Annotated in this window: 22 protein-coding genes; 15 read left to right on the top strand and 7 right to left on the bottom strand. The window is 67.1% G+C overall.

Annotated elements, in window-relative coordinates; all coding sequences use genetic code 11:
* Window positions 1-59 precede the first annotated feature (59 nt).
* From ACSQ1X_RS03245 to ACSQ1X_RS03230, 4 genes are all read left to right on the top strand, one after another.
* The gene (locus ACSQ1X_RS03245) at window positions 60-1238 is read left to right on the top strand and encodes a glycoside hydrolase family 76 protein (RefSeq protein ID WP_436056639.1); all 1179 of its coding nucleotides are present in this window, start codon (window positions 60-62) and stop codon (window positions 1236-1238) included.
* A 165-nt stretch (window positions 1239-1403) separates the two neighbouring features.
* A complete protein-coding gene (locus ACSQ1X_RS03240) occupies window positions 1404-2459 on the top strand; it encodes an iron ABC transporter substrate-binding protein (RefSeq protein ID WP_055800881.1) in 1056 nt (351 codons plus the stop codon).
* 4 nt (window positions 2460-2463) lie between these two features.
* Window positions 2464-4056, top strand: a complete 1593-nt coding sequence (locus ACSQ1X_RS03235; protein WP_436056638.1) for an ABC transporter permease — start codon at window positions 2464-2466, stop codon at window positions 4054-4056.
* Window positions 4053-5243 (top strand): ABC transporter ATP-binding protein, encoded by a 1191-nt coding sequence (locus ACSQ1X_RS03230; protein WP_436056637.1) that lies wholly within the window; start codon window positions 4053-4055, stop codon window positions 5241-5243. The genes ACSQ1X_RS03235 and ACSQ1X_RS03230 overlap by 4 nt, the downstream gene beginning before the upstream one ends.
* A gap of 38 nt (window positions 5244-5281) precedes the next feature.
* On the opposite strand, the gene ACSQ1X_RS03225 is transcribed toward ACSQ1X_RS03230, so the two are convergent.
* Window positions 5282-5878, bottom strand: a complete 597-nt coding sequence (locus ACSQ1X_RS03225) for a YdeI/OmpD-associated family protein (RefSeq protein ID WP_436056636.1) — start codon at window positions 5876-5878, stop codon at window positions 5282-5284.
* A 95-nt stretch (window positions 5879-5973) separates the two neighbouring features.
* Between ACSQ1X_RS03225 and ACSQ1X_RS03220 the strand changes: the two genes are divergently transcribed.
* Window positions 5974-6690, top strand: a complete 717-nt coding sequence (locus ACSQ1X_RS03220) for a VOC family protein (RefSeq protein ID WP_436056635.1) — start codon at window positions 5974-5976, stop codon at window positions 6688-6690.
* Between the two features lie 50 nt (window positions 6691-6740).
* On the opposite strand, the gene ACSQ1X_RS03215 is transcribed toward ACSQ1X_RS03220, so the two are convergent.
* The 5 genes from ACSQ1X_RS03215 to ACSQ1X_RS03195 are packed head-to-tail and all read right to left on the bottom strand — an operon-like array spanning window position 6741 to window position 14225.
* Complete coding sequence (locus ACSQ1X_RS03215) at window positions 6741-8003, bottom strand: M20 family metallo-hydrolase (RefSeq protein WP_436056634.1); 1263 nt, start codon at window positions 8001-8003, stop codon at window positions 6741-6743.
* A gap of 9 nt (window positions 8004-8012) precedes the next feature.
* Window positions 8013-9770, bottom strand: coding sequence for an amidohydrolase (locus tag ACSQ1X_RS03210; protein WP_436056633.1), 1758 nt, complete (start codon window positions 9768-9770; stop codon window positions 8013-8015).
* A gap of 28 nt (window positions 9771-9798) precedes the next feature.
* On the bottom strand, window positions 9799-11253 hold the full coding sequence (locus ACSQ1X_RS03205) for a gamma-aminobutyraldehyde dehydrogenase (protein WP_436056632.1): 1455 nt from the start codon (window positions 11251-11253) through the stop codon (window positions 9799-9801).
* A gap of 12 nt (window positions 11254-11265) precedes the next feature.
* Window positions 11266-12891 (bottom strand): thiamine pyrophosphate-dependent enzyme, encoded by a 1626-nt coding sequence (locus ACSQ1X_RS03200; RefSeq protein ID WP_436056631.1) that lies wholly within the window; start codon window positions 12889-12891, stop codon window positions 11266-11268.
* Window positions 12888-14225 (bottom strand): MFS transporter, encoded by a 1338-nt coding sequence (locus ACSQ1X_RS03195; protein WP_436056630.1) that lies wholly within the window; start codon window positions 14223-14225, stop codon window positions 12888-12890. The genes ACSQ1X_RS03200 and ACSQ1X_RS03195 overlap by 4 nt, the downstream gene beginning before the upstream one ends.
* 196 nt (window positions 14226-14421) lie before the next feature.
* On the opposite strand from ACSQ1X_RS03195, the gene ACSQ1X_RS03190 reads away from it, so the two are divergent.
* From ACSQ1X_RS03190 to ACSQ1X_RS03150, 9 genes are all read left to right on the top strand, one after another.
* Window positions 14422-15615, top strand: a complete 1194-nt coding sequence (locus ACSQ1X_RS03190; protein WP_436056629.1) for a PucR family transcriptional regulator — start codon at window positions 14422-14424, stop codon at window positions 15613-15615.
* Window positions 15616-15794: 179 nt separating this feature from the next.
* Window positions 15795-17159, top strand: coding sequence for an MFS transporter (locus ACSQ1X_RS03185; protein WP_436056628.1), 1365 nt, complete (start codon window positions 15795-15797; stop codon window positions 17157-17159).
* Window positions 17156-17635 carry a RidA family protein gene (locus ACSQ1X_RS03180; RefSeq protein WP_436056627.1) on the top strand — a complete coding sequence of 160 codons (480 nt, stop codon included), beginning with the start codon at window positions 17156-17158 and terminating at the stop codon, window positions 17633-17635. Before ACSQ1X_RS03185 ends, ACSQ1X_RS03180 begins: the two co-directional genes overlap by 4 nt.
* Entirely contained in the window at window positions 17632-18276 is a 645-nt protein-coding gene (locus ACSQ1X_RS03175) for an RraA family protein (RefSeq protein ID WP_436056626.1), read from the top strand. Before ACSQ1X_RS03180 ends, ACSQ1X_RS03175 begins: the two co-directional genes overlap by 4 nt.
* Before the next feature lie 44 nt (window positions 18277-18320).
* Window positions 18321-18860 carry an NUDIX hydrolase family protein gene (locus ACSQ1X_RS03170; RefSeq protein ID WP_028271117.1) on the top strand — a complete coding sequence of 180 codons (540 nt, stop codon included), beginning with the start codon at window positions 18321-18323 and terminating at the stop codon, window positions 18858-18860.
* A 109-nt stretch (window positions 18861-18969) separates the two neighbouring features.
* Complete coding sequence (locus tag ACSQ1X_RS03165) at window positions 18970-19980, top strand: DUF6707 family protein (RefSeq protein ID WP_436056625.1); 1011 nt, start codon at window positions 18970-18972, stop codon at window positions 19978-19980.
* 60 nt (window positions 19981-20040) lie between these two features.
* Window positions 20041-20766 (top strand): hypothetical protein, encoded by a 726-nt coding sequence (locus ACSQ1X_RS03160; protein ID WP_055800919.1) that lies wholly within the window; start codon window positions 20041-20043, stop codon window positions 20764-20766.
* 43 nt (window positions 20767-20809) lie between these two features.
* Complete coding sequence (gene tgt / locus ACSQ1X_RS03155; protein ID WP_436056624.1) at window positions 20810-22117, top strand: tRNA guanosine(34) transglycosylase Tgt; 1308 nt, start codon at window positions 20810-20812, stop codon at window positions 22115-22117.
* Window positions 22118-22269: 152 nt separating this feature from the next.
* Complete coding sequence (locus ACSQ1X_RS03150) at window positions 22270-23214, top strand: type IV toxin-antitoxin system AbiEi family antitoxin domain-containing protein (protein ID WP_436056623.1); 945 nt, start codon at window positions 22270-22272, stop codon at window positions 23212-23214.
* 110 nt (window positions 23215-23324) lie between these two features.
* On the opposite strand, the gene ACSQ1X_RS03145 is transcribed toward ACSQ1X_RS03150, so the two are convergent.
* Entirely contained in the window at window positions 23325-24020 is a 696-nt protein-coding gene (locus ACSQ1X_RS03145; protein ID WP_436056622.1) for a queuosine precursor transporter, read from the bottom strand.
* A gap of 251 nt (window positions 24021-24271) precedes the next feature.
* Here ACSQ1X_RS03145 and ACSQ1X_RS03140 point away from each other — a divergent pair, with 251 nt between their 5' ends.
* Complete coding sequence (locus ACSQ1X_RS03140; protein WP_436056621.1) at window positions 24272-25114, top strand: hydroxymethylpyrimidine/phosphomethylpyrimidine kinase; 843 nt, start codon at window positions 24272-24274, stop codon at window positions 25112-25114.
* Window positions 25115-25133: the final 19 nt, after the last annotated feature.

The following is a 25133-nucleotide window of genomic DNA, read 5'->3' as shown; positions in this document are numbered from 1 at the left end:
CGCACACCGTACGGCCGTCCCGGCTGCGCACTGTCCGGACTCCGGGCTAGGCTGGCACCATGATCTCCCCGGACGCCGCCACCCCCGCGGACTGGTCTGTCCGCGCCGACGAGGCCGCCCGGTCCGTCACCAGGATGTTCGGGCAACGGCTGTTCTTCCTCCCCGGAACGCATATCGCGGCCATTGAACGGCCGTCCGGCAGGCTGAAGAACCTGAGGCGCCCCTGGCACTACTGGTGGCAGGCCCACTACGTGGACTGCCTGGTGGACGCCGGCCGCCGGGAGCTGGCGAAAGGCGCAAGGTTCGACGGCGGGAGCCGGCCCAGCGCCGGACGGCTGGCCTCGCAGCTGGTCACCGGCATCCGGCTCCGCAACTTCCTGACCGTGGTCAACAACTACTACGACGACATGGCCTGGCTCGCACTATCTACCCTCCGGCTGGCGAACCTGGCCGAGCAGACGCGGAAGCCGGGCGCCCGCCGCCACGCCCGGATCCGGAAAAGCCTCACGCTGCAGTTCGATTCCGCGTCCACGGACGACCTGGGCGGCGGCACCTTCTGGAGCACCAAACGGGACTTCAAGAACACACCTGCTACGGCGCCGGTAGCGCTCTACTATGCCCGCACCGGGAATACGGCCAAGGCGCAGGCGTTGGTGGACTGGCTCCACACGAAGCTGTTCGACCCCGCCCAGGGCATGTACCAGGACGGCCTGCGGATCGGCCCCGACGGCAAGGTGGTGCTGGAAGCCGCCATCTACACCTACAACCAGGGGCCCGTCCTGGGTGCGCTATTGGAGCTCGGCGGCCAGCCGAACCTTGACCGGGCGGCCAGCCTGGTGGACGCCGTGTCCCGCAACCTGACGCGCCCCGCCATCCTGGCCTCCGGCAAGACTGCCGCCGTGCTCCGCTGTGACGGAACGGGCGACGGCGGCCTGTTCACCGGGATCCTGGCGCGGTACCTTGCGCTGGCGGCAGTGGACGGACGGCTCTCCGACCGGACGAGGGCCGTCGCGGTAGCTCTGGTCATCGAAACCGCGCAGGCGCTCTGGGAGGGGCGCCGCACCGTGGGAACCGTGGAGCCGCTGGCGCGGCACGGTGCGCACCTAGTGTTCCCGGTATATCCCGAGACGCCGGCGAGCGGCTCGTATCCGGCCGGTGCCGCCGTCGAGCTTTCCACCCAGCTCCAGGCCTGGATGGTGCTGGAGGCCGCCGCCGCAGTGTTGGCCATCCGGAATTAAGTCACGTAAAAGTTCCGTAATTGATGTGATCCTGATCACTTAAGACCGCTTCGACTTGGTCTCTTAGGTTTGGCTAACCTACAGTTTTTGGCAGTGAGCATGCCCTAACTTCCCCCTCACGCGGACTCCGGTCCACCAAGACTTTTTTCCAGAAAGAAGCCCCCAATGAAGATCCGCACCAACGCGCTGGCAGGAATCGCACTCGCCGCCACCGCAGCCCTCGGCCTGGCCGCCTGCGGCTCCGGAAGCTCCACCCCCGCCGCCAGCACGGCGGCAGCGGACGGCAAGGCTGCTGGCGAAATCACCGTCTACAACGCCCAGCACGAAAGCCTCACCAAGGAATGGATCGACGCTTTCACCGCTGAAACCGGCGTCAAGGTTACGCTGCGCCAGGGCTCGGACACCGAAATGTCCAACCAGATTATCCAGGAAGGCGCAGCCTCCCCGGCCGACGTGTTCCTGACGGAAAACTCGCCCGCAATGGCGCAGGTTGAGAACGCCGGACTCTTCGCGGACGTGGACAAGGCCACCGTTGACCAGGTGCCCGCCGCTTTCCGCCCCTCCACCAACAAGTGGACCGGCATCGCAGCCCGCTCCACCGTGCTGGTCTACGACAAGGCCAAGCTGAGCGAGGCCCAGCTGCCCAAGTCCATGCTGGACCTGGCCAAGCCGGAGTGGAAGGGCAAGTGGGCCGCTTCACCGTCCGGTGCCGACTTCCAGGCCATCGTTTCCGCGCTGCTTGAGCTCAAGGGCGAAGCCGCGGCCGAGGAATGGCTCAAGGGCATGAAGGAAAACTTCAAGGCCTACAAGGGCAACAGCACGGCAATGAAGGCTGTCAACGCCGGCGAAGTCGACGCCGCCCTGATCTACCACTACTACTACTACGGCGACCAGGCCAAGACCGGCGAGAACTCCAAGAACGTCACGCCGTACTACTTCAAGAACCAGGACCCGGGCGCGTTCGTCTCCGTGTCCGGCGGCGGCGTGCTGAACTCGTCCAAGAACGCAGCGGCGGCGCAGGCCTTCCTGAAGTTCATCACCGGCAAGAAGGGCCAGGAGGTCCTGCAGAAGGGCACCTCCTTCGAGTACGCCATCGCCTCCGATGTCCCGGCCAACGACAAGCTGGTTCCGCTGACCGAACTGCAGGCGCCCACCGTTGACCCGGCCAAGCTCAATTCCGAAAAGGTTACCGAGCTGATGACCAAGGCAGGACTGCTGTAAATCAGTGCCAACTGACCTAGCGGCACCGGACACTTCCGGAAGCACGACGACGGCGGGCAGGGGCAAGCGCCCCCGCCCGCCTTTCGGCGTTTCCGCAGTATCCGTCATCGCCGTCCTCATTGCCCTGTTTTCGCTGCTCCCGCTGGGGTACGTCATCGTGATGACGGCCGCCACGGGGTGGGACACCGCCGTCGCGCTGATCTTCCGGGAGCGCGTCGGTGAGCTTCTCCTCAACACCGTGCTGCTGATGGCCATCACCGTGCCGCTCTGCGTGGTCCTGGGCGTGGGCGGCGCCTGGCTGGTGGAACGGACCACACTGCGCGGGCACAAATGGTGGGCTGTCCTGCTCGCCGCGCCGCTGGCCATCCCGGCCTTCGTCAACAGCTACGCCTGGGTCTCCGCGGTGCCCTCAATGGGCGGTCTCTGGTCCGGTGTGCTGATCGCCACGCTGTCCTACTTCCCCCTGGTCTACATCCCGGCCGCCGCGACACTGAGCCGCCTGGACCCGGCCATCGAACAGTCGGCGGCCTCCCTGGGCCTGGGCGCGTGGCGCACCTTCTTCCGGGTGGTCCTCCCCCAGCTCCGCATCGCCATGACCGGCGGGGCGCTGCTGGTCTCGCTGCACCTGCTGGCCGAATACGGCGCATTCGCAATGATCCGCTTCGACACCTTCACCACCGCGATCATGGTGCAGTACCAGTCCACGTTCAACGGCACCGCCGGGAACATGCTGGCCAGCGTGCTGGTGTTCTTCTGCCTCATCCTGCTCCTGGTTGAGGTGCGAAGCCGCGGCACCGCACGCTACGCGCGGGTGGGGTCCGGTGCGCAGGCCAGGGCGCTGCGCCTGCCGCTGCACGCCTACCAGGTTCCGTCCCAGCTCTTCCTGACCGGCCTCACCGCCCTGGCGTTCGGCCTGCCGCTGATGTTCGTGCTGCGCTGGATCGTCGCGGGCGGGGCCGACATCTGGGTGGCCGACGAATTCCTTCCCGCCCTGCTGCAGACCATGGGCTACGGCCTGACCGGTGCACTGGCAACCACCGTGGTGGCATTCCCCATGGCCTACCTCGCTGTCCGGCACCCGAGCTGGTTCAGCAAGGCACTGGAACTGTCCAACTACATCACCAGTTCCATGCCGGGCATCGTGGTGGGCCTGGCCTTCGTGACCGTCAGCATCAGGGTTGCCCCCGGCTTCTACCAGACCACGGTGCTGCTGATCGCGGCCTATGTGCTGCTCTTCCTGCCGCGCGCACTGGTGAACATCCGGGCCGGGCTGGCCCAGGCGCCCAAGGAACTCGACGAAGCCGCCCAGGCGCTGGGCAAACCGCCGCTGGTCTCCTTCATCCGCGTCACGCTACGGCTCACGGCGCCCGCAGCGGCGGGCGGCGCTGCACTCGTGTTCCTTGCCATCGTCAACGAACTCACCGCCACCCTGCTGCTCTCCCCCAACGGCACGCGCACCCTGGCCACCGAATTCTGGAGCAAGAGCAGCGAGATCGACTACGCCGGCGCGGCACCGTATGCGCTGTTGATGATCCTCATCTCCGCCCCCATGACCTACCTCCTCTTCCAGCAGTCCAAGAAAGTGGCCGGACAGTGACCGATTCCTACACTTCCCGCGATGCCCCCTCCAGGCTTCCGGAACCGCGGATCGCCGCGTCCGTGGCGCCCAGCACCAACAGCCACCTGGAGATCGAGGCCGTCACCAAGAACTTCGGTTCACAGGCGGTCCTCAAGGGCGTCAACCTGTCCGTGGCCAAGGGCGGAACCACCGCGATCGTCGGCCCCTCCGGCTCCGGCAAGACCACGCTGCTGCGCCTGATCGCCGGCTTCGAGCATCCCGATACCGGCAGCATTTCACTCAACGGCACCAAGGTGGCCGGCGAGGGCTTCTGGGTGCCGGCGCACAAACGCCATGTCGGCTACGTCGCCCAGGACGGCGCCCTGTTCCCGCACCTCACGGTGGGCCAGAATGTCTCCTTCGGCCTCAGTGCCAGCCACCTTTCCGGCGGGCGGCGCGAGGTCGCGGCCCGGGTGGGCGAGCTCCTGGAGATGGTCTCCCTCGATCCGTCCATGGCCAAGCGCCGGCCGCACCAGCTCTCCGGCGGTCAGCAGCAGCGAGTGGCACTGGCCCGCGCCCTGGCCCGCGAGCCGGAGCTGATGCTGCTGGACGAGCCCTTCTCCGCGCTGGACGCCGGCCTCCGCGTTGCCACCCGCCGCGCGGTGGCCAAGGTCCTCAGCGAAGCCGGCGTGACCACCATCCTTGTCACGCACGACCAGGCCGAGGCTCTCTCCTTCGCGGACCAGGTTGCAGTGATGCGCGGCGGCAGGCTGGCCCAGATCGGCAACCCCTTCGTGGTCTACACCCGCCCCGCGGACCGGGCAACGGCGGAGTTCCTGGGCGACGCCGTCATCCTGGACGCCTGGATGGAGGGTTCGCTGGCCACGTGTTCGCTGGGCGGCATCCCGGTGCGCAGGCCCCCGGCCCAGGGACGCGTGCAGCTCATGCTGCGGCCCGAGCAGATCCGCATCGCGGAGGACGGCCCCATCCGCGGCGTGGTGGTTGATACGGACTATTTCGGCCCGGAAACAACCGTGCGCCTGAAACTGGCCGTGCCGCCGGAGCTGGCAGCCGGCGCTGTCCCGGACCACCGGTTCCCGGGAGGCGGCGAAGTGATCACCATCCGGCACTGGAACGCCTCCATCGCGCGGCCGGGCATGGAGCTCTGCCTGCGCGTGGTCGGCGAAGCCGTGGCCTTCCCCATGGACGAGGACGCCACCGTCTGACGGTTGCGACTCCGCGGGGCGCCCGCCCGCGCGGGCGATTACTCCGCGGGGCGCTTCTTCTGCGGGTACGGGGTTTCGCCGCGTGCCAGCATCTCGACGAATCCTGCGATCTTGCGTTCCCTGGTGGCCGCCTGCTTGACCGAGTTGGTGCGGTAAATCAGGGCGAAGCGGTTCACCGACGTCAGCACATCGAACATGGCCTGCGCCCGCGGTTCGGCGGCGATGGCAGCCGCCAGGTCCGCCGGCACTTCGGCGGAGGCCGCCCCGGAATACGCCACCTCCCAGCGTCCGTCCGCTTTTGCGGCTTCGACGGCGGCCCGGCCGGCCGCGGTCATCCTGCCCGCTGCCTCGAGCTTTTCGATGCGGTCAACGTTCCGGGCCGACCATACGCTCTTGGGGCCGCGGCGCGTCATCCGCTGGAAGGAGCTGTCGTCGTCGCGCCTTCTGCCCTGGCCGTCGATCCACCCGAAGCACAGCGCCTCCTGCAGCGCGGCCTCGTAGTCCAGCTCGGTGGTGTTGCCACCCTTCTTGTGCAGCACCAGCCAGACGCCAGGGCTGGTGGTGTGGTGCTGTTCCAGCCAGCTGCGCCATTCGGCGGCGTCCTTCACCAGCAGTTCTTCAAGTTCGATGGCCATGGCACCATTCTGCTACCCGGGATTCCTTAATCAAGGCGTGGCATCATGGCAGTGTCGCCGTCAAAGTCATCGCAAAGCGAGCCCAGGAGTGTCCCATGCTGCGTGTCCGACCCGTCCATTTCACGTCCCGCCCGGACCAGTGGGAGCAGCTCCTCACGGAGCTGGGAATGGTGAAGACCGTTGATGACGGTCCCTGGAAAGAGTACGACGCCGGTTCCGGCCGCCTGGCGCTGCATTCCGCCGAAGCCGGTTCCGCCGAAGACGGCACGACGGCGTTCGGCGTCGAAGTGGGCGACCTCGCCGAATTCGCCCGGCGGACCAACCTGGCCTCCGTGGAGGACGGGACCACACCGGCCGAACTGGTCGACGCGGACCACGGGGCCTCCTGCCGGATCACCGGCGAGGACGGTTTCAGTTTCTTCGCGGACAAAGCCGCCCACGGCGCCCAGTGCGCGGACGCCGATCCGGGACTCGCCGTCGTCGAAGTCTGGTTCACGCCGGACGCCGCTGCCGCGGCACAGACCCTGCGGAACATGGGCGCGCGGCTCCGGCCGGTGCCGGATGACGACGAAACCGCGGATTTCACCGCCAAGAACGGCGGCGTGCTGATGGTGCGCCCTGTGGACGGCGCCGCCCGGCCCGGGCTGGGCTTTGAGTACACGGGCGAGCTGTCGGTCCTGCGGGACCGGCTGGCCGCAGCGGGCATCAACGTGACCATCACGGAAGAGGCGTTCGGGCGGACCCTGCATGTGGCCAGCCCCGACGCGGCAGGCCGGGACGTCCCGGCGCTCTGGGTTTCTTCGCGGCACTGACCCGCGCTGGCGGCGGTACTGACTACCGTGCCAGCGGCGGTCCTCCGGGCTCAGTCCTCCAGGGCGCCGTCGCAGAGACGGGCGACCACCTCGGTGAGCATGGTGAGGCCGGCCACGATGTCCTCGTCGGTGGTGTATTCGTGTTCATTGTGTGAAATGCCGTCCACGCTGGGCACGAAGAGCATTACCGTGGGGACGATGTCCTTCATGTTGGTGGAATCATGCCCGGCCAGGGTCATCACCGGCTTGTTCGCCAGGCCGAGGTCGGCGGCCACCTTCGCTGCCAGTTCCACGCCTTCGGGCTGGTACGGGGTGACCGGCCAGGAGTGGGAATGACCGCGTTCCACGGTGACGTTCGCCAGCTGCTCGATCTCGGCGATCCGCTGGTGCAGCAGTGCATCGGCCTCCGCCAGTACTGCTTCGTCGGCGCTGCGCAGGTCCAGCAGCAGGTTCACGCGGGACGGCACGACCACCGGCGAGTTGGGGTAGACGGTCAGCTGCCCCACGGAGGTGTGCAGCACGCCGGGGAAGCGGTCGGCCAGCTCCCGGGCGGCCACCACCATCATGGAGGCACCCAGCAGGGCATCCTTCCTGTCCGCGATCACGGTGGAGCCGGTGTGGGCCTGCTCGCCGTTCACCACGAATTCGTACTTGTTGGCGGCCCAGTTGGAGTGGACCAGGCCGATGGTAACGCCTTCCCGCTCCATGCTCCGGCCCTGCTCGATGTGGATTTCGGCGCAGAAGGCGGCCTGCGGTCCCTCATACTCCCCGCGGCAGCCGATGGCGTCCAGAGCATCGCGGACCGAGATACCGGCGGCATCGGTGGTGGCCAGCGCCGTCTCCAGCTCCAGCTTCCCGGTGTACACCGAGGAACCCATCATGGAGGGCTTGAACCGCGAGCCCTCCTCGTTGAACCAGTTGACCACCGCAACGTTGAAGCGGGGCTGGCCGTCAGGGCCGGAAGCGTTCCACTTCTCCACGAGGCGAAAGGCGGCGTGGGCTGCTGCCAGCACCCCGTAGGCGCCGTCGTAGCGTCCGGCGGTGGGCTGCGAGTCCATGTGCGAGCCCACCACTACGTAGGGGGCACCGGCCACCGCTTCGTAGAGGCCCCACTGGTTGCCGGCGTGGTCGAACTTCACCATGAAACCCCTGGCCTCCAGCAGACCCGTGAGCCACTGCCGCTGCTGGCCGTCCGGGACGGAGCCGGCCTGCCGGTCCACGCCGCCGTTCGGGGTGGCTCCGAATTCGCTCATGGTGTAGAAGTCCCGGACGAAAGCGTTGTCACGGGCGCTGAGGATTGTTGTTGTGGTCACGGAGTTCCCCTATGAACGGTTGGTGGCTGGACGGATGAAGGTACTGCCGGCGGAGGTGTTGCGGGCTGACTCGCCGACGCGGTCCGCGCCCGGGAAGCGGCCTCCCCCGTAGGTGAAGGAGCCGCCGACTGCGGTGGCAAGGACCCGGAGGGCCGAGATGTCCGGGGCAGTGAGTGGCGAGCCGTTCAGGACCGTGAAGTCAGCCAGCTTGCCGGCCCTCAGGGTGCCTTTGAGGTGCGACAGGCCGGTGGCCGCGGCGGCTCCGGTGGTGTACGCAGCCAGTGCCTGACGGGGGCTCAGGCGCTCGTCCGGGTTGCCGAAAACGGCCCCTGAGGATGTGCGGCGGTCCACGAAGGCCTGCATTCCGCGGAGCACGTTGCCGTCCGCGACGGGACGGTCCGAGCTTCCTGCGAGGGTCACGCCGGCGTCCGTGAACGACGCCGCGCGGTAGGCCCAGCCCAGCCGTTCCGGTCCCAGCGATGCGGTCATGCCGTCGCCGCCCTCAGCGAAGAAGCTGGCCTGCGGGGTCACCGCGATTCCGGCGTCCGCGAGCCGCTGCACCTGGTCCGGCCTGGTGACGGAAGCGTGCTCGATCCGGTTGGGCAGGGCGCGCGGCCCGTATTTGCCGGCGCAGTCCGTGATGATGCTGATCGCCAGGTCCACGGCCCGGTCTCCGATGGCGTGCGCGGCGATGGACCAGCCCGCCGCGTAGGCCGCCTCAATCCTGTTCCGCAGCGCCTCCGGGTCGGCCTGGAAATACCCGGTGTTGCCGCTGTTGTCCGTGTGGCCGTGGCTGCAGTAGTCCTCGCTGACGGCCGCGGTCTCGCCCAGCAGCGAGCCGTCCAGGAACACCTTGGCCGGGCCGAGGGAAAGGTAGTCATTCCCGAAGCCGCTGGCCATGCCCAGGTCAAGGCCGACAGCTCCGGCGGCTGCCGGCCCCGGCCCGGCGGCTACAGCTCCAAGAGTCCCGTGTCCGTCCAGCGGATGGAGAACGTCAAGGACCGGCATGAGCTGGGCCCGGGCGTGGAGCCTGCCGTGGGCCGCGGCACGCTGGTAGGCGGCCAGTTCCACCGGGCTGTGGCCGATCCAGCCGCCGCCGATCCCCGCTTCGGTGAAACTGGTGATGCCTTCCGAGGCGTAGTGCCGTGTGGCACGGTCCAGTGCGTCCTCGATGGCTTCGAGGGAATACGGCAGGATCAGCTCCTGGATCAGCCGCTGCGCCGTCTCCTGGACCAGGCCCGTGGGCCGGCCGTGGGCGTCGCGGACTATCACGCCGCCGTCGGGATCCGGGAACGACGCCGATTCGGCGCCTGCCAGCCGCAGCGCGGCCGTGTTCACCACGGCCATATGGCCGGAGTTGTGCCGGATGAACAGCGGCCGGTTTCCAGTTATCCGGTCCAGCACGGCAATGTCCGGGAACCCGCCGCCGTGCTGCGTCTGGCTGAACCCGGTGGCCATGAGCCAGCCGGACGCGCCGACGGCCATGTCCGCCTCAAGCAGGGCGTACAGCTGGTCCAGGCCGCGGGCGCCGGAGACGTCCACTTCGCCCAGGCCCAGCCCGAACCACGTCGTGTGGCAGTGCGCGTCGATGAATCCGGGGGTCACCGTGGCACCCCCAAGGTCCAGGACCTCGGCCGCGTCCAGTCCGTCCAGCTCGTCATCGAGGCCGGCGATGCGGCCCTGCCAGATTCCCAGCGACGTGGCGTGCGGGCGGCGGTCATCCATGGTGATGATGTCCGCGTTTCGCAGCAGCAGATCGAGTTTCACGGGGTTCCTAGCGTTTGGAACGGGCGGGTTAGCGGTGGGAGGTGGTGACGGACTTGATGCGGGTGTAGTCCTCAAGCCCGAAAACGGACAGGTCCTTGCCTGTTCCTGAGTGCTTGAAGCCGCCGTGCGGGGCCTCTGCCGGGATCACCTGGTGGCAGTTGATCCACACGGCGCCGAAGTCCAGTTCGTTGGACACCCTCGTGACCACGCCGTGGTTGTTGGACCAGACGCTGGAGGCCAGCGCGTACTTGGTGCCGTTGGCCAGTTCCAGCGCTTCCTCCTCGGAGCGGAAGGGCTGCACCGTGACCACGGGACCGAAGATCTCGTCGCACACCACCTCGTCGCTCTGGAAAACGCCGTTGATCACGGTGGGTTCGAAGTGGAAGCCCGCCCCGGTCCGCTTGCCGCCGGCCAGGATCTTGGCGTTCGCCGGCAGCCTGGACATGAAGCCCTCCACGCGGTCCAGCTGGGCGGCGCTGTTCAGCGGGCCGAGGTCGGCTGCGTCGCCGCCAACGGTCAGCGCAGACGCGGCAGCGGCAAGCGCTGCACCGAATTCGGCGTGGACGGACTCCTCCACCAGGACGCGGGTCACTGCGGTGCAGTCCTGACCGGCGTTGAAGAAAGCGCCCAGCGCTATCTCCTGGGCGGTCAGTTCAATGTCGACGTCGGCAAAAACGATGGCCGGCGCCTTGCCGCCGAGTTCCAGGTGGACATCCTTGAGCGTTGCCGACGCAGCGGACATGACCTGGGCTCCGGCGCGGGTGGAGCCGGTGATGGACACCATTTCGGGGATCTCGTGGTCCACCATCGCGGCCCCGGTGCCGCGTCCGCCGCAGACGATGTTGACGACGCCGGCAGGATAGGCCTGCTGGGCCAGCTCGCCCAGGATGACTGTGGACCAGGGGGTGGTGTCGGCCGGCTTGAGGACCAGGGTGTTGCCGGCGGCGAGGGCCGGTCCGATCTTCCAGATGGCCATCATGAACGGGTAGTTCCACGGGGTGATCTGGGCGACCACGCCGAGCGGCTCGCGGCGGACGGTCGAGGAGAACCCGGTGACATACTCGGTCTGGGCCGTGCCGGAAACCACCCGGCAGGCGCCGGCGAAGAAGCGCAGCTGGTCCGCGCCGCGCAGGATCTCGATCTCCCGGGTGACAGCCTTCGGCTTGCCGGTGCAGGCAACTTCCGCCTCGAGGATCCGGTCCACGTTGGCCTCGATGAGGTCCGCGAGCTTGAGCATCATGGCCTGGCGCTCGGCCGGGGTGGTCCGCTTGTAGCTCTTGAAGGCGGTGCGGGCGGCCCGGAAGGCGCGGTCAACGGTGGCGGCATCGCTGTCCGGGGCGGTGCCGAGCTGCACGCCGGTGGCGGGGTCGAAGAAGGGCAGCGTGGCCTGAGCCGGGCCGGTTGTCCCGGTCCCGTGGACGGTCCCGCCGTCAGCGCCTCCGTTGGGGATCTCTCCGTTGATGATGTTGTTCAGCGTGATCATGGAACGCTCCGGTCAGTTGCTGGCGGTCTTGGGTGAACGGGTGGCGGGATCCTGCGGCAGGTGCAGGACGGCCGGAAGTCCGGACTCCGCGGCGCGGCGGAACGCTGCGGCAAAGTCCTCGGCCTTGTCCACGCGTTCCCCGTAGCCGCCGTACGAGCGGGCCAGGGCGGCGAAGTCCGGGTTGGTCATGTGCGTTCCGGACGGGCGGCCCGGGTAGTGGCCTTCCTGGTGTTCGCGGATGGTGGCGAAGATGCCGTTGTCCACCAGCAGGACGACGAACCTGCCGCCGTGCCCCATGGCCGTGGCCAGTTCCTGGCCGTTCATCAGGAAGCAGCCGTCGCCGGCAACGGAGATGACCTGCCGGCCAGGATAGGCCAGGGAGGCGGCAACGGCGGCCGGGATCCCCATCCCCATCGCGCCGTTGCGCGGTGCCGCAAGGGAGTTTGCCGAGTTGTGCTTCAGGTAGCGCGCCGGCCACAGCGTGTGGTTCCCGGCCCCGTAAGTGATGACGGCGTCGTCGTCCATTTCCTGCTTGAGGATTTCCATTACGACGGCGAGATCCACACCCGTTCCACCGTCGGGCTGGGCGGACGAGAACTTTTCGTAGTCCGCGCGGGCGTCGGCAAGCCAGCCGGCAGCGGGCTGCACCGCGGAGGCCGTGGCGGCGAGCGCCCGGGAGAACGATGCCACGTGGGCTGGAATGTGCTGGTCCAGCCGGCCGAAGTGGCCCAGCAGGTCGGCATCAAGGTTGACCACCACGCTGACGGCATCCAGGCCGCGCCTGTAGCCGTCCGAAAGAACGTCGGCGCGGACGCAGCCGACGAAGACCAGCAGGTCGGCCTCGTCGAGGCGGCGCGCGTTGTCGTCGCTGCGGGCATAGCCAAGGTAGCCGGCGTAGGCGTCGCTGTTGTGCGGAACCGCATCGTAGGCTCGGAAGTCGGCCAGGACGGGCACGCCGTGGCGGGAAGCCCAGCCGGCCAGCGCCTCCGAGCTTTCCTGGTCCCAGCCTTCGCCGCCCACCACGAGCAGCGGCTTGCGTGCTGCCGCCAGGCGCTGCTCCAGCGCGGCGAGGTCCGAGGGGGTCGGTTCGGTGCGTGCCATGGCCCGGGGTTCCACCGTGCCTGCTTCGATGGCGTGGACCAGGACGTCCTCGGGAAGCCCGATGACCACCGGGCCGGGCCGGCCGCTGAGCGCCGTGAAGATCGCGTCGTCCACCACGCGGGCGGCGGAAGCGGCGTCGTCGAGCGTCACGACTTTCTTTGCAGTGCTGCCGAACCAGGCATTGATGTCGAATTCCTGGAAGGATTCGCGGCCCCGGTCCGCCACCGGGATGAGCCCCACGAAGAGAATCAGTGGCGTGGCGTCCTGGTGCGCGGTGTGGATGGCGATGAAGGCGTTGGCCGCACCGGGACCGCGGGTCACCATCGCCACTCCGGGGAGTTCGGTGAGGCGGCCTTCGGCGAGGGCCATGAAACCGGCGCCGCCTTCGTGCCGGGTCACCACGGTTTCGATGCTGGAGCCGTGGAGGCCGTCCAGCACGTCCAGGAAGCTTTCGCCGGGGACGCCGTAGACGCGCTGGATGCCGGCCCGTTCAAGCTGGGCAACGATGAGGTGCCCGGCCGTGGTTGAGGTGCTCAATGCTTCATTCCCTCTTCTTCGATGCTGAGTGCGGGCAGGAAGATACCGGACAGTGCCGTCATGACGGAGACCACCAGCAGGATGATGGCACCAGGCCAGAACGAGTTGCCGTTGGCGGCCACCAGGGCGGTGGCAACCAGGGGCACGAAGCCCGAGATGACGCCGGCGCTGTTGGAAGTGATGGCCACGCCGGTGTACCGGACCCTGGTGGCGAACAACGCGGTGAGGGCCGTTCCGGACACTGCGTACGGGATGGACAGGGTGCACACGCCGATGATCATGGCGATGATGACCAGCACAGGGTTGGCGGTGTCGATGGCCAGGAAAACCGGGACAGCAACGAGCGCGGAGGCCACGCCGCCCCAGAGGATCACCTTGCTGGCGCCGTACTTTTCGCCCATGCGTCCGGCCCAGATGAGGACGAAGATTTCGAAAACCGCGGCCAGCAGAGAGCCCAGCAGGAGGGTTTCGTAGGGCATTTTGAGGACCTTGGTGCCGTAGAAGACCACAAAGCTGGTGATGAGGTAGAAGCCGCCGATGCCCAGCAGCGCCGAGCACATGCCCACCAGGATCTGGCGCCAGCTCTTGGTCAGGACGCCGCGGATGGGGGCGTGCTCGGTCTCGCCGGACTCCATCAGGGCCTCGAACTCAGGCGATTCGCTGAGCTTGCTGCGGATCCACATGGAGATGGCCAGCAGCGGGATGGCCGCCACAAACGGGATGCGCCAGCCCCAGGCATCGAAGTTGGTCTGGCCCACCAGGTACAGCATTCCGAAGAAGCCGCCGGAGGACAGGATGGTGCCGATCGGCGAACCGATCTGCGGCAGCGCCGCGTACCGTGCCCGCTTGGCCACGGGGGCGTTTTCGACGGCGATAATCACCGCGCCGCTCCACTCGCCGCCGACTGCCAGGCCCTGCAGGATCCGCAGGGCCACCAGGATGATGGGGGCTGCGACGCCGATGGTCATGTAGTTCGGCAGGAGGCCGATCAGGCCGGTCACGATGCCGATTCCCACAATGGTGACCATCAGGATTTTTTTGCGACCCACCTTGTCACCGAGGGCGCCGAAGATGAAGCCGCCGATGGGGCGGGCCACGAAGCCCACGGCAAGGGTGGCGAAGGAGCTCATGGCCGAAACGAACGGATCCTGTGAGACGAAGTACTGGGCGTTGAACACCAGCGCGGCGGCCGTGGTGAACAGGAAGAAGTCGTACCACTCCAGCGCGGTGCCCACGAGGGCAGCCAGGGCCACCTTCCTGGTGACTCGTTCGTCGATAACGCGTGGCGTCTGCGGACCCACTGTGGTGGTGGCGTTGCTTGCGCTGCTTGCCATGATTACTCCAAGTAGTGTGACTGGACGGGAAAGGTGACTGGCGCTGCCCGGGGCCGTCATGCCAGCTGTCGGCTGCGGGCCCTGTGAGCTGCGGGCCCTGTGACTGGGCTCACCCGGCGCTTCATTCCATTCTGCCAGTAGGATTTGCCAAAAAAACTAGCATTGCACCACGGAAATCACGCTCTACACTGTGAAAATGCACAATTTTAGTACTCCCGGAGATGCCATTCGCTGGATCGAGCTGGTGGACCAGCTCGAAGGACGGCTGGACAAGCTCGCCCAGACCTTCACTGCACGGGTCCGGGAAATCCCGGAATACGGCGAAAGCCAGGTGACTGTCCCGGAGATCCGCGACACCGCAAGGGAGACGTTCCGGCGCCTCACTCACGGGCTCCGCGGCGGGGAGGCGGACAACGGCCGGGACGGGCTGCTGGCCTTCGCTTCCGACCTGGGCTCCAAGCGCGCCAGGGCCGGGATTCCACCCGAGTCCCTGACCTCCGCGGTGCGGCTGGACTTCAGCATCCTGTGGGCGGAGCTGCTCGAGATCGCCGCCCCGGACGACGCCGGACTGCTGGCTTCCCGCGTGGACCTCGTGTGGCGGGTGGTGGACGAATTCGCTACCAGGACACACATGAGCTACCTCACCGAACGGGTCCGGATGGCCCAGGAGGAGTCCAGCATCCAGCGCGAATTCATCGCCAGGCTGTTCAACCAAAGCACGTTGTCCACCGAAACGTCGGCCCAAGTGGGGTCCGCCCTTGGCATCAGCCCGGATGCGTGGTGCGGACTGGTGGCGGCGGGCGGCGAAGCAGGGGCCGGCCTCAGGGCGGCCTCGGCCCAGTTCGGCTCGGGACTGCAGCTCCGCCACCGGCTGTTCCTGCATGAATCCGGCGGAACCACCTACCTGTTCTGGCCACTGCCCGCACCCCGGGCAACACCGCGGGGCGCCCCCGTCCAGGTCCCCCAGCTGCCGCCCTCACTCGCGGGCATCCCGTGCGGATTCGTCCCCGAAGTGCACGGCCTGCGGGCCCTTCCCGCTGCAGCCCGCACGGCGGAAAGCCTTGCGGCGCTGATCCGTCCGAACGACTCAGGACCGCTCTCCGCGGATGCCGCCTGGGCGCGGCTGGCGAACCAGAACCTCCAGGACGCCGGACTGGACCTCGCCGCCCAGGTGGAGGAGGCGTTGGAGGAATGCCGCGGCGGGGAACGCGAGCGGCTTATGGAAACCGTCCGGCATTTCCTGTCCACCGGGAACATCACAGTGACGGCCGAGCAGCTTTTTTGCCACCGGAACACCATCCTGAACAGGCTCAACCGCTTCGAGGAGCTCACGGGCATCGATCTCACCGTTCCGTCCCAGGCAGCCCGGCTGGTGGTGGCCTGGGCCTGAGCCCGGGCCTGGGCGGCCGCTGATGTCCGGGGCCGCATCGGGCCGTCGCCGTTGTGTGTTTTCACATTGCTGGCGCTTTTTTGATGGTATTTCTGCCATTGAGGTGTGATCCGCTACACACAAGAGTTGTACCTACCTTGCATCGGACGCTCGTCCCCGCACCCCATCTGGAGATACTGATGGCTCAAATGGTAGAAACAACCACCGCCGCAACAGCCCGGCTCGACCTCGCCAAAATGCGCAAGATTGCCCTCGCCAGCGTTATCGGCACCACCGTGGAGTGGTACGACCTCTTCGTTTTCGGAACGGCGTCCGCCCTCGTTTTCAACAAGATCTTCTTCCCGAGCTTCGACCCCATCGTGGGCACCATGCTCGCGTTCGGCACTTTCGCTTCGGCCTACATCGCCCGCATGGTGGGCGCCATCATCTTCGGCCACTTCGGCGACCGGCTGGGCCGCAAATCCATGCTCCTCATCTCGCTGCTGACCATGGGCGCGGCCACCTTCGCCATCGGCCTGCTGCCGGACTACAACAGCATCGGCATCATGGCTCCCCTGCTGCTGCTCTTCCTCCGCGTCATCCAGGGCCTGGCCCTTGGCGGCGAATGGGGCGGCGCGGTGCTCATGACCGTGGAGCATGCACCGGCGGACCGCCGAGGCTTCTACGGTTCGCTGGTCCAGGTGGGCGTCCCCGCCGGCACGCTCATCGCCAACGTGGCCTTCCTCATCGTCGCTTCGACCGTCAGCACCGAAGCCCTCCTCAGCTGGGGCTGGCGCATTCCCTTCCTGGCGTCCGCGCTGCTGGTGGCGGTGGGCATCTACATCCGCCTCAACATCGAAGAAACCCCCTCCTTCCAGGCTGTCAAGGAGGCCGGAGCGAAAGCCAAGCTGCCCTTCGCGGCCCTGATGGCCAAGTACTGGAAACAGGTCATCCTGGGCGGCGTTGCCACCCTGTCCACCGGCAGCACGTTCACCCTCCTCGTGGCCTCCGGCGTCTCCTACGGCAAGAAGGAACTGGGCCACTCGGAGGCCCTCATGCTCTGGGTGGTGCTGGCCGCCTGCGCCCTCTGCTTTGTCCTGATCCCGTTCTTCGGCCGGCTCTCCGACAAGTACGGACGCAAGCCGATCATCTACGCCGGTGTAGCCGCGGAGGCAGCCCTGGCCTTCCCCATGTTCTGGCTGATGGACACCAGATCGGTGCCCCTGCTGTTCATCGCCTACCTGGCCATGATGACCGCTTTCGCCGCCAACTACGGGCCCATCGCCACGTTCCTCGCCGAGCTGTTCGGCTCCAAGGTCCGTTATTCAGGCCTCTCGGTCGCCTACATGCTTTCCGGCCTCCTTGGCAGTGCCGCGACCCCGTTCATCACCACGTGGCTGCTCGGCGTGACGCACCAGAGCTCCTCCATCGCCTGGTACATCATGGCCGCCGCACTGGTATCCCTGGGCGCGCTGTTCGTCCTGACCGAAACCCGCCACGGCAACATCGACGCCATGGACGAGGCACCGGCCGAGGGCTCCCACCAGGCGGTGGCCGCCAAGTGACTGCCACACACCATCCGTCACTTGCCGGACGCAACACGGCAGATCTGTTGCCTGCAGCGCCGGCCGGGGGTGGCACCGTGCGCCGGATCGCCGAAATCCCCGGCGGGGCCGCCGCCGTCGGACCCTTCTCCCAGGCTGTCGTTGCCAACGGCTTCGTCTTCACCGCCGGCCAGATCCCCGCGGTCAGCGGCCTGGACGACCAGCCCGAATCGTTCGCGGACCAGGTGCGCCAGACCATCCGCAACCTCGAGTCCGTACTGATAGCCGCGGGCTCGGGCCTGGAACACGTGGTCAAGGTGAATACCTACCTGACCGATCCCGGGCAGCTTGAGGAGTACAACCGCGTGTACGTTGAATTCTTCGGCGCCGCTAAGCCTGCGCGGACATCCGTCTGCGTCAGCCTCTGGGGTGTGTCCCTGGAGATCGAGTGTGTCGCGGTGGTTGCCGGCGAAGCGTCAGCGGCGGAGGCGCCATGAGTGCCACCCGCGTTGAAGGAACCGCCGAGGACCTGGGCAGCGTGCTGGCGGACAGGCTCGCGGACGTCAGCTACCCCACGATCGGCCATTTCCTGGAGGACGGCTTCCTGGACCCTGCCATCCAGTCCCTGCTCGACGGCGTCAAGGTGGCCGGACGGGCAGTGACGGTGCGGATCGCGGGGAACGACGCCTTCGCCATGAACCGCGCCCTGCTGGCGCTGCACCCTGGCGCGGTGCTGGTGGTGGACATGTCCGGTGACCACCGCCATGCCCCGGTCGGCGCGGTCACGGCGGCGGCGGCCCTGTCGCGGGGCGCCGCGGGGGTGGTGGTCGACGGCGTGGCCACGGACCTCGCAGAGCTTCGGGCAACCGGCCTGCCGGTCTTTGCCCGCGGTACCTCGTGCCTGACCACGAAACGGATTCACCACGACGGGTCCGCCGTCAACATCCCCGTGATATGCGGCGGCGTCGAGGTCCGTCCCGGGGACTGGGTGCTGGGGGACGACAACGGGGTCATCGTGCTCTCCCCGGAGGCACTGGGCGCAATCCTTGACCGGGCCCTGGCCTCAGACGCCGCCGAACCCGCCCTATTGGCAAGGATCGCGGCAGGGGAACCACTCGATTCAGTCCTCGCAGTGTGAACGTCCGGCGCGGGGTTCGGGCAGGGATGGGGTAGAACTTAAGCATGAACGTGCGCACTCCTGACCCGAATCCCGGCTGGCTGTCCGATGAGGACCTCTTCGAAGCCCGGGGTCGGCTTCCCATGGTTTACGTGGAAGCCGTACCCGTCCGCCTTGATCCCCTCGGGTTCGTGAACGAAGTTGGCACGCTGCTGCAGGCCGACGAGGACGGCACCATGGTCCGTTCCCTCGTATCCGGCCGCGTCCTCTACCGCGAGACAATCCGCGCGGCCCTGCTCCGCCACATGGAGAAGGACCTCGGCCCGCTGGCGTTCCCGCAGCTGCCCATCAGCCCGGTGCCGTTCACCGTGGCCGAATACTTCCCGGCGCCATCCCACACGGGCTTCACGGACGACCGCCAGCATGCCGTTTCGCTGGCCTACATCATCCCGGTCACGGGCGAATGCGAACCCCGCCAGGACGCCCTCGAGCTCACGTGGATGACCCCTGAAGAGGTCCTGAGCCCTGACGTACAGCTGGAATTCAGCGGCGGCCGCGGCGCGCTCGTCCGGCAGGCGCTCGCGTTCGCGGGCGTCGGCAGCTAAGTTCCCCGGGCTTCAGCGGGGACGCTCGAAGGAACCCGGGCGTCCCCGATTTTCGGCAGGCTCCTTTGTAGACTGTAGGGCGGACCGCAAGAGAACTTAAGGACTCCCGATGACCCACCGCCCAGCCGCCCAGCACTACAGCGAGCTCCAGGCTGGCTCTCTGCAGACCGGCCACCTGCTGCTTCTCCCCGATGGCGAACGGTCCGCCGAAATCCAGAGCGTGCTCGTTGAGGAAGACGATTTCGGCACCCCGGCCGTGGTCCTGGCAACGCTCACCGGCGGCGGGATCCTGCGCATCGCGGCCGGGTCCACGGTCCTCGTGGCGGGCGCCACAACTGTTTCCGAAGAGTCCGACGACGCCGCCCTGCAGCTCGTTGAGCCGCCCACCGCAGGGGCAGACTCTGCCGGGGGGGACACCGCCCCGGCGGCTCCCGCCGTCGTCGTACCTCCGCAACCGGCCACGACCCCTGCCGCAGCCGCCATCGCGGCCGGCCCAAGCGAGGAAGAGCTGGCCCTCATCCCGGCGCCTTCGGGAACGCCCGAGTCGGTGGTGGAGGCGGCCGCGGCCGCCCATCCGGACGCGCTGGGCGTGATGTTGCTGAGCGACCGCCTGGCCAAGGGCATCAACACCAAATCCGGAAGCTGCCTCAAGGACCTCAACGACCTCGCCCACGAACTTTTCGTCGTCCTCAGGGATACCGAGAGCGCCCTGGCCGTCGCGGACCTTCTCAACGTCCTGCCCTTCGATGGCAACCCGGGCCGGTGGACGTCGGTTGAGGCGGCGCTCTCCCTGTCCAGCTACATCTGCCGGCAGACCGGGCAGGAGGACCGTGCCGACGTGTACGAAAAACTCCTCCGGGCCCCCGAAGCGATGGAAACGGACCCGTTCAAAGCCCGGATGAACGCCAAGGTCCGCCAGCGCTCGCTGAATGAACCCAACCTGTATGACAAGGAAATCTTCCGGGCCATCGACAACTCGAACCCGGACGCCGAACGCGAATGGCGGCTGCTGCGGCTTGAGGCCCTGATGTTCCTGCGGGCCCATGGCGGCTCGGAAACGATCGGGATCAAGGAGCTGGACCGCCGGATCGGCAACGAACTGGAGTCCGTACGCGCCTGAGGGCTGTGCCCCACCCGTTAGGCCCTACCCCGGGGGCGCCGGGAGTTGTAGATTCACCCCATGACGAACAATCTGAGCGTTGTGATTAATTCCGATGCGCAGCAGGTTTGGACGATGCTGCGTGAACCGGCCAAGGTGGCCCAGTGGCACGGCTGGGAGGCCGACGACCTTGCCGCCGAAATCAACGAGATCTACTTCAAGGACACCGTCGTCGAAGGCCCGGACCACACCAGCCTGACCGTGGACGGCGGGGACGAGTTCAACCTGAAACCCGTTCCCACCGGCACCGAAGTCAGCGTGACACGGGCCGCCCTGGATCACAATTCGGAGTGGGCCGCCTGGGACGAGGACATCACCCAAAGCTGGCTGACGTTCCTCCAACAGCTCCGCTTCGCACTGGAACACCACCCGCACAGTAAACGCCGCACGGCATTCTTTTCCGTTCCGGGCGGGGACGGCTCGGCGATCGACAAGCTCGGCCTCGCGGATCTCCCCAAGCGGGGTGAACCGTACTCGCTGACGCTGCCGACCGGTGAGGAGATCTCCGGCAAGGTCTGGTACCGGACCAACCACCAGGTGGGGCTCACCGTGCACAGCTACGCTGAACACGGCGACGGCCTGCTGGTCGTGGCCGACCAGCCGCCCATTGCCGAAGTAAGGCCCGACGGCGGTTCCATGGTGATCGTGTCCACTTACGATCTGGGGGCCCACCGGCTGGAGGAAATCCGCACCAGCTGGGACAACTGGCGGGCTGAGAACTATCCCACATCGGACCCCGTGCACTGACCGCCGGCTAAGTTTCCGGGAGCCAAGCTGGCACACTTGAACCGTGCCAGCCAATACTGAACCCTCACTCTCGCCTCTCGAGCCGGGTGCCCCAGCCCTGCAGTCCGAGTTTTCCTTTACCGTGGGCAAGCGGCTGAGCGAAACGTGTTCGCCGACGCCGGAACAGATGGCCGCCAACGGCGGTGGGTTCCTGGGCCGGACCGGCACCATCAGCACTCCGCACGGCGAGATCCAGACGCCGGCGTTCATCGCCGTGGGCACCAAGGCCACGGTGAAGTCCGTGTTGCCCGAGTCGATTGCCGAACTGGGTGCGCAGGCCGTGCTGGCCAACGCCTACCACCTGTACCTCCAGCCGGGGGCGGACATCCTGGACGAGGCCGGCGGGCTGGGCGCCTTCATGAACTGGTCCGGGCCCACGTTCACGGACTCCGGCGGGTTCCAGGTGATGAGCCTGGGCTCCGGCTTCAAGAAGGTCATCGACATGAAATCGGTGGACACTTCCGGCCCTGACGATGCCGTCGCTCCGGGCAAGGAACGCCTGGCCCACGTGGATGAGGAAGGGGTGTGGTTCAAGAGCCACCTCAACGGCGACCGGCACCGCTTCAGCCCCGAGATCTCCATGAACGTCCAGCACCAGATCGGTGCGGACATCATGTTCGCCTTCGACGAGCTGACCACGCTGCAGAACTCCCGCGGCTACCAGGAGGAGTCGCTGGAACGCACCCGCCGCTGGGCCGAACGCTGCATCACCGAACACTTCCGGCTGACGTCCGAGCGCACGGGCAAGCCATACCAGGCGCTGTTCGGCGTGATCCAGGGCGCCCAGTACGAGGACCTGCGCCGCAAGGCCTGCCGGGACCTCGGCGCCATGAACTTCGACGGCTTCGGAATCGGCGGGGCGCTGGAGAAGGAGAACCTGGGCACGATCGTGCGCTGGTGCAACGAGGAACTGCCGGAGAACAAACCTCGGCACCTGCTGGGCATCTCCGAGCCGGACGACATCTTCACCGCCATCGAGAACGGCGCGGACACCTTCGACTGCGTCTCCCCCACCCGGGTGGCCCGCAATTCGGCGTTCTACCATCCCGAGGGACGGTTCAACCTCTCCGGGGCCAAGTACAAGCGCGACTTCGGCCCGCTGCAGGAAGGCTGCGACTGCTACGCCTGCCTGAACTATTCGCGGGCCTACATCCACCACCTGTTCAAGGCCAAGGAGATGGTCTCGGCCACGTTGATCTCCATCCACAACGAACGCTTCGTGGTGAAAATGGTGGACGACGCCCGGCGCGCCATCGAGGCCGGCAACTTCTTCGACTTCAAGGCGGAGACCCTGCGGCGCTACTACTCGTAGGGTTGGGCGGGCGCGCCGTCGTCGAATTCGCCGGAAACGTGCGACGTCGCCGGAAGGCTACGGCGATCTCGCAGCGTTCCGGCGACCCTGCGCTTTCCACATAACGACGCCGGGGCCTCCCGGAAGATCCAGCGGTACCGGATGCTAATCCCATGCCTTCTCACATCACCCCCGCGCTCCCGGCGACGGGCAACCTCTGGCGCACGGACCAGCTCGTCGACCTCGGCTTTGGCTCGCGGTCCATCAAGTCCCTGTTGGACTCGGGTTCCCTCGTCCGGCTGCGCTACGGCTGCTATCTCCGCGCCAGCATTTGGAACTCCCAGTCCCCTCGGGTTCGGAGCCGGCAGTTGATTTACGCGCATGCGCACGGAACACGCACGACGTCGGCAGGCGCCTTTGTCTACAGCCACACCTCCGCCGCACGCCTGCACCGCCTCTACCTCTGGAACGTGGATGACGTAGTCCATCTTCTGCAGCGCGTGCGCCCGTCGAGTGAGCGCCACGGCAAGGATGTGCGGTGCCACACGCGCCCCTTTTCCGACCACGAGGTGACATTGGTGGGCGGCCTGCGGAGCACTTCGCTGGAGAGGACGGCTGCGGATTGCGCCATGCTGCTGAACTATCGGCAGGCACTCATCGTAATGGACCACGCGCTGCGCCTTGGTGCGGACCGGTCATTGCTGCAGGAGATGGCGGATTCGTTGGACGGGCGCCGAGGTATCCGGACCTTCCGTCGAGTACTGGCCATCGCCGACGCCCGCTCTGAATCCCCCGGCGAGACGTTGACCCGGGAGCTGATCCTCCGACTCAACATCAGGCCGCCCGAGCCCCAGGTTGAGGTCACGAGCCGGGCCGGGAGGCACCGCCTGGACTTTGCTTGGAAGAAGGAGAAGGTCGCCCTCGAGTTCGACGGCAGGCTCAAGTACTTCGACTTCCAACCCACCGATGAGGTGCTCTTCCAGGAACGCCTCCGCGAAAAGGCATTGACGGAGGAGGGATGGCTCTTCGTCCGGATCGAGTGGAAGGACCTCTTCCGCGAGCAGGAATTCAAGAACCGTGTGCTCCGGGCGCTGGCCGGCCGCCCACGGGTGCCCTGAACCGAGGACTCTTGTTCCGAGTTCGCCGGAACGGTGCGAACTCGCCGCAAACTTCCGGCGAACTCGCACGTTTCCGGCGACTTCGGCGGGCAGGGAGGGAGCCGGGAGGCCTACGCCCCGTAGCTGGGTTCGCGCTTCTTGATCCAGCCGATGGCCAACGCCGTCACGGGCACAAAGAGGAACTCCACCAGGGTCTTGTAAAGGAAGCCCACCAGCACGTAGTTCACGAACATGCCCAGGTCCGTGATGCCGATGACCGACGCCGCGATGCTGCAGAAGATCAGCGTGTCCACGAACTCACCGGCCACCGACGAGCTCATGATCCGCGCCCAGAGCGACTTTTCGCCGGTGCGGGCCTTCATCTTCACCAGAATCCAGGAGTTGATGGTCTGCCCGGCCACGAATGCCAGCAGCGACGCGAGCACTATCTGCGGAACCGGCCCCAGCGCCCCTTCGAGCGCGGCCTGCTTGGAGGCTCCGAACTCGTCGTCGAAGCCGGGCAGCGCGATGATCACCCAGTAGCAGAGGGAGGCGAACACGGACAGGCCAAACGTGGTGATGATGGCCTTCCGCGCCACCTTGAACCCGTAGACCTCGCTGATGACATCGCCCAGGATGTAGGCCAGCGGGAACAGGAAGAAGCCGCCGTCCGTGATGATCGGACCGATCGCCACGCCCTTTGATGCCCCGATGTTGGACAGGATCAGCACCACCGCCATGACGGCCAGCAGGATGCCGAAATAGGGGGAACCGATCGAAGCGAATTTCGGCGCCGCGGAGGCCGGGAAAGTCTTGGCGGAAGTCATGGGTGGTCCATTCGGAGTGGTTCGCTCGGCTGCGTTAAAGCCGCGGTGATGAACCGCAGCGGCGGCCGGCTGTATTAGCACTGGGAGGGCTCCCGCGAAGTGCTTCCGCCGGAACCGTTTACTATTCTCCCACCATTGCGCCCCGGCGGGCGGAACAACGACGGCGGACAGCCTGGCCGCGCCCGAAGTACGCGTTCATATTGGTCATCCGCACAATGCGGGCTGCTCGGGGGCGGTGGCAGTATGGGTGGATGACTTCTGCTGCTGTTGACACGTTCCCCTCCATTGCCCTGACCATTGCCGGCTCCGAGGCGACGGGCGGCGCAGGCGCACAGGCGGACCTGAAGACGTTCCAGGAACTTGGGGTCTTCGGCATCGCCAACCTGACCTGCATCGTCTCCTTCAACCCGAACGACAACTGGAACCACCGTTTTGTCCCGGTAGACCAGCAGGTCATCGCGGATCAGCTGGAGGCGACGACGGCGGCCTACGGTGCCGCTTCCGGCGCGCCGTCCGTGCTGGATACCGTGAAGATCGGCATGCTGGGCAGCCCGGCCACCATTTCGACCGTGGCGTCCGCGCTGGCCGCCGGAGGTTTCGCGAACGTGGTGCTGGACCCGGTGCTGATCTGCAAGGGCCAGGAGCCGGGCCACGCGCTCGACACGGATCAGGCGCTGAAGGCCCAGATCCTGCCGTTGGCCACTTTTGTCACGCCCAACCATTTCGAGGCGGAGTCGCTGTCCGGCCTGGAAATCACCGACGTCGAGTCGTTGAAGGCCGCGGCCGTCCGCATCCATGAGCTGAGCGGCGCGGCAGTGCTTGCCAAGGGCGGCGTGCGCCTGGCCGGGCCCGACGCCGTCGACGTCTACTACGACGGCGACACCCTGGAAATCCTCTCCGCGCCCAAGGTGGGCGAAGTGGCCGTGTCCGGTGCCGGGTGTTCCCTCGCTGCCGCGGTGACGGCCGAACTGGCCAAGGGTGCGACCCCGCTCGAGGCTGCCCGCACCGCGAAGGAGTTTGTGACTGCCGGAATCCGTAACCGCGTGGCCTCAGGCGCTCCGTTCGACGCCCTGTGGCAGGGTGGCCCGCGCTAGCTCTCCCCCACCCCTCAGG

The organism is Arthrobacter sp. LjRoot78, from assembly GCF_964254335.1.
GTDB lineage: Bacteria > Actinomycetota > Actinomycetes > Actinomycetales > Micrococcaceae > Arthrobacter.
Note: the sequence above shows the minus strand (reverse complement) of the source record. Positions and strands in the feature narration are given on the sequence as shown.

What these genes read in the sequence shown, in the direction of transcription:
- ACSQ1X_RS03240 (WP_055800881.1), top strand. Translation starts at nt 1,404, where the DNA reads ATGAAGATCCGCACCAACGCGCTGGCAGGAATCGCACTCGCCGCCACC.
- ACSQ1X_RS03220 (WP_436056635.1), top strand. Translation starts at nt 5,974, where the DNA reads ATGCTGCGTGTCCGACCCGTCCATTTCACGTCCCGCCCGGACCAGTGG.
- ACSQ1X_RS03225 (WP_436056636.1), bottom strand. Translation starts at nt 5,878, where the DNA reads ATGGCCATCGAACTTGAAGAACTGCTGGTGAAGGACGCCGCCGAATGG.
- ACSQ1X_RS03150 (WP_436056623.1), top strand. Translation starts at nt 22,270, where the DNA reads ATGCCTTCTCACATCACCCCCGCGCTCCCGGCGACGGGCAACCTCTGG.
- ACSQ1X_RS03145 (WP_436056622.1), bottom strand. Translation starts at nt 24,020, where the DNA reads ATGACTTCCGCCAAGACTTTCCCGGCCTCCGCGGCGCCGAAATTCGCT.
- ACSQ1X_RS03170 (WP_028271117.1), top strand. Translation starts at nt 18,321, where the DNA reads ATGAACGTGCGCACTCCTGACCCGAATCCCGGCTGGCTGTCCGATGAG.
- ACSQ1X_RS03195 (WP_436056630.1), bottom strand. Translation starts at nt 14,225, where the DNA reads ATGGCAAGCAGCGCAAGCAACGCCACCACCACAGTGGGTCCGCAGACG.
- ACSQ1X_RS03165 (WP_436056625.1), top strand. Translation starts at nt 18,970, where the DNA reads ATGACCCACCGCCCAGCCGCCCAGCACTACAGCGAGCTCCAGGCTGGC.
- ACSQ1X_RS03245 (WP_436056639.1), top strand. Translation starts at nt 60, where the DNA reads ATGATCTCCCCGGACGCCGCCACCCCCGCGGACTGGTCTGTCCGCGCC.
- ACSQ1X_RS03205 (WP_436056632.1), bottom strand. Translation starts at nt 11,253, where the DNA reads ATGATCACGCTGAACAACATCATCAACGGAGAGATCCCCAACGGAGGC.
- ACSQ1X_RS03175 (WP_436056626.1), top strand. Translation starts at nt 17,632, where the DNA reads ATGAGTGCCACCCGCGTTGAAGGAACCGCCGAGGACCTGGGCAGCGTG.
- ACSQ1X_RS03140 (WP_436056621.1), top strand. Translation starts at nt 24,272, where the DNA reads ATGACTTCTGCTGCTGTTGACACGTTCCCCTCCATTGCCCTGACCATT.
- ACSQ1X_RS03160 (WP_055800919.1), top strand. Translation starts at nt 20,041, where the DNA reads ATGACGAACAATCTGAGCGTTGTGATTAATTCCGATGCGCAGCAGGTT.
- ACSQ1X_RS03190 (WP_436056629.1), top strand. Translation starts at nt 14,422, where the DNA reads ATGCACAATTTTAGTACTCCCGGAGATGCCATTCGCTGGATCGAGCTG.
- ACSQ1X_RS03185 (WP_436056628.1), top strand. Translation starts at nt 15,795, where the DNA reads ATGGCTCAAATGGTAGAAACAACCACCGCCGCAACAGCCCGGCTCGAC.